The sequence below is a fragment of the Bacillus sp. Medicinal_06 genome, assembly GCF_056711665.1.
Genome location: NZ_JBWYHD010000040.1, coordinates 1 through 4,491, shown reverse-complemented (window position 1 = coordinate 4,491; position 4,491 = coordinate 1). Strand labels below are relative to the sequence as shown.

At 30.9% G+C, this 4,491-nt stretch carries 4 protein-coding genes and 1 pseudogene; 3 read left to right on the top strand and 2 right to left on the bottom strand.

The window, feature by feature from the left end; translation table 11 throughout:
• Positions 1 to 172 precede the first annotated feature (172 nt).
• Positions 173 to 748: a CPBP family intramembrane glutamic endopeptidase gene (locus AC1M36_RS28170; RefSeq protein ID WP_479846507.1), complete on the top strand. Its 576-nt coding sequence runs from the start codon at positions 173 to 175 to the stop codon at positions 746 to 748.
• Positions 749 to 1,152: 404 nt separating this feature from the next.
• On the opposite strand, the gene AC1M36_RS28165 is transcribed toward AC1M36_RS28170, so the two are convergent.
• Both AC1M36_RS28165 and AC1M36_RS28160 read right to left on the bottom strand, forming a co-directional pair.
• On the bottom strand, positions 1,153 to 1,662 hold the full coding sequence (locus AC1M36_RS28165) for a GrpB family protein (RefSeq protein WP_479846506.1): 510 nt from the start codon (positions 1,660 to 1,662) through the stop codon (positions 1,153 to 1,155).
• 253 nt (positions 1,663 to 1,915) lie between these two features.
• Complete coding sequence (locus AC1M36_RS28160) at positions 1,916 to 2,821, bottom strand: Rpn family recombination-promoting nuclease/putative transposase (RefSeq protein ID WP_479846505.1); 906 nt, start codon at positions 2,819 to 2,821, stop codon at positions 1,916 to 1,918.
• 524 nt (positions 2,822 to 3,345) lie between these two features.
• Between AC1M36_RS28160 and AC1M36_RS28155 the strand changes: the two genes are divergently transcribed.
• Together AC1M36_RS28155 and AC1M36_RS28150 are read left to right on the top strand one after the other, a co-directional pair.
• Positions 3,346 to 4,041 (top strand): hypothetical protein, encoded by a 696-nt coding sequence (locus AC1M36_RS28155; RefSeq protein WP_479846504.1) that lies wholly within the window; start codon positions 3,346 to 3,348, stop codon positions 4,039 to 4,041.
• 335 nt (positions 4,042 to 4,376) lie between these two features.
• Positions 4,377 to 4,491: pseudogene (locus AC1M36_RS28150) on the top strand (IS6 family transposase); the annotation flags it as partial.

Sequence of the window (4,491 nt, the reverse complement as noted above, 5' to 3'; positions counted from 1 at the left end):
GTAGCCGACGGCTACTAAAATAATATCTTTCCTGAATTGTTTTCCTTTAAAATATCCCATTTATGATTCTCCTCACTCTGTTTTGCAAAAGTTTAGCTTAGTTTTAAAAACTTTGCAACAGAACCCTATTAACCAAGAAATTAACCAAACAGCGCAGGAGTTTCCATTTTTTATGGTGGTTTTTTGGGGAGCGATTTGTGGTCCAATAGCGGAAGAATTAATTTTTAGGGGTTTTCTTTTGAATTCCTTACATTTCTTTCGTCTTCACTCATTTGCTTATATAACGATTACAGTTATGAGTTTTTCTATTTTTCATTTCAATTCATACCAAGCCTTGTACACCATACCAATTTCTATTGTGTTGACCCTTGTTACATTTTATACCCGAAACATTATGGCAGGTATTTGGGCGCATATTTCATATAATTTTCTTACCTTTTTCTTGCCAAAATACTTTCCAAATTTAAATCTGGGTATATGGTATTTAGCAATCCCATGTATAATTCTTTGCATATTTGTATTGTATCGTATGAGGAAAAGTTATAGTGATTATACATATACACCTTTTCAACAAAAAGATGTACGATTGTCCACGCTTTTTTTGGTAATATATACATCATTGTTTGTTCTTTTTATAAAGGAAGCTTCCCTATTCTTATTCGCTGTCTTACCTGTTATAATTTTATTTTTTTATCAAATATTTATCTCAAAAGTACAGCAAAAGAAAAAACAAAATATCCAAGTTTAATTAATATTTTATTATTTCTTGATTAAAATCCCCTCTATTTTGCTATATAATGAAAAAGGAGACATGATCTTTTTTCAAACCTCTAGTTGAGAAGGAGGAAATGGTATGTAGCCATTTTTCTCCTTTTTCCGTAAAACGACATGGAAATAAAAGTAAGACTATGACCTATATTTACACGTATCTCGGATGTAAATCTAACGAAATGTAGGGAATTGAGGATACTGTATAGGGATAATAAAGTCGTTTAATTATATTCTTAAAAATAAAGTAACCATTTATCTGTACGCTGATAGATGGTTACTAAAAATGTTTAAAAGGTTAGCTTTTCTTTCGCTTTACGATTTTTTAAGAATATTAAAGTTGTTTAATTTCGGAAGGGGAATAGTTACACATAGCCTCCTTTTTTAATTATTTATTTTAGCCAATATAGATTTAACAAAGTTTGTTTTATCATCTGCATATTTATGTTTATCATTGGGATTAGCCTGTGAAAGTTGAATCTTTAACTGTTCATACTCAATCCGAGAAGTTTTATTATTTTTTAAGTAATCTCTAAAACACAATTGTTCAATTAAATATTTATTACCCTTTTCATACATATGAATTTGATGTGTTCTCGGCTCTCCCTTATTAAAATAATATCTTTCAGGTAATACATCTTTTCTATACTTATAATTTAACTGTTCTAACTTAGCAATACATTTCACACCATTTTCAAAATTCTTTAATTCAATCGCAATATCAATAATAGGTTTTGCACTCAAGTGTGGAATAGAAGTACTTCCAATATGGTGTATTGCCAAAATGTATTCTCCAATTTGTTTTTCAATTAGTTGTTTCTCTTTTAAAAATTCGACTTCCCATTCCTCAGTCCAAGGAACTAAAAAAACTTCACCACGGGGTAACTCTAACATTTGATTAACTCCTCCTGCATACAGCCCTTTTCTTAACGAAATGCCGAAATATTCTCTCTTTTATTATATAGCATACAAATGAAAATATGGTGTAAAATTCCAATTCAGACCGTCTTTTTAAATAACTATTTTATTTTTAAAAGGACTTTATTATTTTTTTAACAACTTTATTATTTGTGTACAGATACAATACGTTTTCTAAATAATCAGAAAATAAAAGGTAGACATCTCCTTTATAAGAGATGTCTACCTTTTATTGTTCTAAAATATTGCGTACTTCTGAAATATCCATATTTGTAAACTTCGCAATATCTTCTATATCCATGCCATTCTTATGCATGCCTCGGATTAACTGTTTTCTTTCGGCTAATTTACCTTCTTGAATGCCTACTTCTTTTCCTTCTTCCATACCAACTTCACGGGCATGTGCCAATTTTGCTTGTTCATCAAATAATACTTTTTCCCGTGCTTCATATGCTAAACGGAAGGAACTACTCTGACTCATATTTTCCCATTTGTGGATCGCTTTTTGTAACATAGGGTCTTGTTTCATGGCGATATCCTCCAACGTGTGGGTTAAATGTTCATCTTCATGCGCTGGTAACAAGAGTAACCAACGAGCAAATTCATTTTCCCACGGATTAATTTTTTCTTCTCTCCATTGCTGAAGCAATTTTGGAATTTCAATAAAATGAATTTCTAAATCATCGAGTAAGACTTGCTTGTGCTGTTGACTCCAAAACTGTCCAACTGTATGCATATCATCATAGTGAGGAAAGAGATCAAAATCTAATATATTAATCGCAATTGTCTTCCGTAAAGAACGGTACGGCATCCCTTTTTCTAATTGTGAAGTGTATAATTTACTCCAATAATATAAGGAGCGTTTTACAATCTCTTGTGTATTTTTTAACTGTATTTCCACATTTACTTTTGTTTCATCCTGAAGTGTAGCAAGTATATCTAGTATGGATAATTTATCTTCTTCATATTCTTTATGTAAATGTGGGTCTTCAATTTTCAGCGATACAATCGGTGTAGATAAAGACTCATGCAAGATCGCATTTAAAAAAGAAATCAGCAATTCTTCTTGTCCCTGTACACCAAATAATTGCTTGAACGCAAAATCAACTCGTAAATTCACTAAAGGTTGATTCATGAGTAGAGTCACCTTTCTTTTCGGTTATTCTATATTTCTATTGTATCGAAGAGTAAACAGAAGAAGCAACCCCTGATGAATGGTTTGTTGTTTATTTTTATTAAACAATTCGGTGTGTGAAATTATATATTATACTCCAAAATGGAGTACAGCCAAGATACTTTTTTAGTAAAAATAGATGAAACGTTATTCATAAGTTCAATAAACTGAGTCTGGAAATAAAAGTGAGCCTATTGCCTATTTTTACACGTATCTCGGCTGTACCCCATATAGGGGCTTTATTAGGAGGAACACCAAATTTGTATTTCCTTAATCATTACTTTCTGTTTTTATATTATTTAAAATTAGGTTATAATCCTAATTTTACTAATAATAGAATATTTTGTAAATTTATGTTCCAAAACAATAGCAATTAGTGTATTCTTACTATAAGAGATATGAGACTAGCTTATGAGATACTTAATATATGTATCTCTTTTATTATGTTGAACGTTTCAAATCATAGGAATGGGAGGAAATGTGTTATGAAAAAAGGGTATTTTTCTAAGGTGGCTGCGGTTGCACTTTCGACAGCACTGTTAGTTCCTGCTAGTGCAGCATTTGGAGAAACAGTTGGAGTTAATGCTAAAGAAAAAGTAAATCAAGAACAAACGCAAAGAGCATTATATAATGATGGTAAACCTTTCATGGAAGCTTATGATAAGGACGATAATTTAATTAAATCTTTTACGCAAAAAGAAATGCAGGAATTAAACAAACAGGTATTAGATCCGGAAATATTTAAAATCCCAGAGATCCCAAAAGGAGAGCCAGTTGCTCATACTTATGATGAGAATAACTTCATAATTAGTTCAACTAATAAAGAAGTAGAAAAGGCACAAAGAGCAGCGTTAGAAAAAGTTAAGGAACTTGCTTTAACTGTGTATAACTATGAACCAGCATCATTTTACAATTCTGTTTACATCGGGGGAGGGAAAAAGTTCTATAAACCACAAAGTATAACGATAGATCCGAAAAGAAAATTTGAGTTAATGACTATTAAGTTGTATTATTCAGACGGAACATATTGTGGGAAATACAGTTTAGGTAACTTTATCGGTGAACATAATGTTCCTCTTGCGTGGATTGCAAAGCATTCAGATAGTTATAAGATTCAATTTAATAATAATAATACAGATGGTACTGCTATTCACCTTTACGGTGGACAAGTTTATTATTAAAAGATATAGGTGGAATCCTTCTAAATGAAGGTTCCACCTATTTTTATTTTTTTATGTTCTGTTTTTCCTCAAAAAAGCATCACTCTTTTTATAGTTTAATTATTAAATTTTAGCTTTTAAATGTTCTATAATGTTCAGCGTATTTTTTACGGAGTTTTGATAAATTTGTATAGCCTAATAATCCTGTTCCGACTTTTAAAATTTCATTCCATAAAAAGTTCTTTGGAAATCCATGTTTTTGAAGGTTCTGGTGCAAAAACTTCAGGGAAATTGCAAATAATCTCTAAATCTTGGACATACTGATACTATTACTCTAAAAAAGATGTGTGATCGGTATGAAAAAGGAAAATTTGTTCAAATGGAAGCACTATCAACCTGATATTATCTTATTAACGGTAAGATGGTACCTACGGTACAATCTAAGTTTTCGTGATTTGGTGGAAATGATGG

What these genes read in the sequence shown, in the direction of transcription:
- AC1M36_RS28170 (WP_479846507.1), top strand. Translation starts at nt 173, where the DNA reads ATGGTGGTTTTTTGGGGAGCGATTTGTGGTCCAATAGCGGAAGAATTA.
- AC1M36_RS28155 (WP_479846504.1), top strand. Translation starts at nt 3,346, where the DNA reads ATGAAAAAAGGGTATTTTTCTAAGGTGGCTGCGGTTGCACTTTCGACA.
- AC1M36_RS28165 (WP_479846506.1), bottom strand. Translation starts at nt 1,662, where the DNA reads ATGTTAGAGTTACCCCGTGGTGAAGTTTTTTTAGTTCCTTGGACTGAG.
- AC1M36_RS28160 (WP_479846505.1), bottom strand. Translation starts at nt 2,821, where the DNA reads ATGAATCAACCTTTAGTGAATTTACGAGTTGATTTTGCGTTCAAGCAA.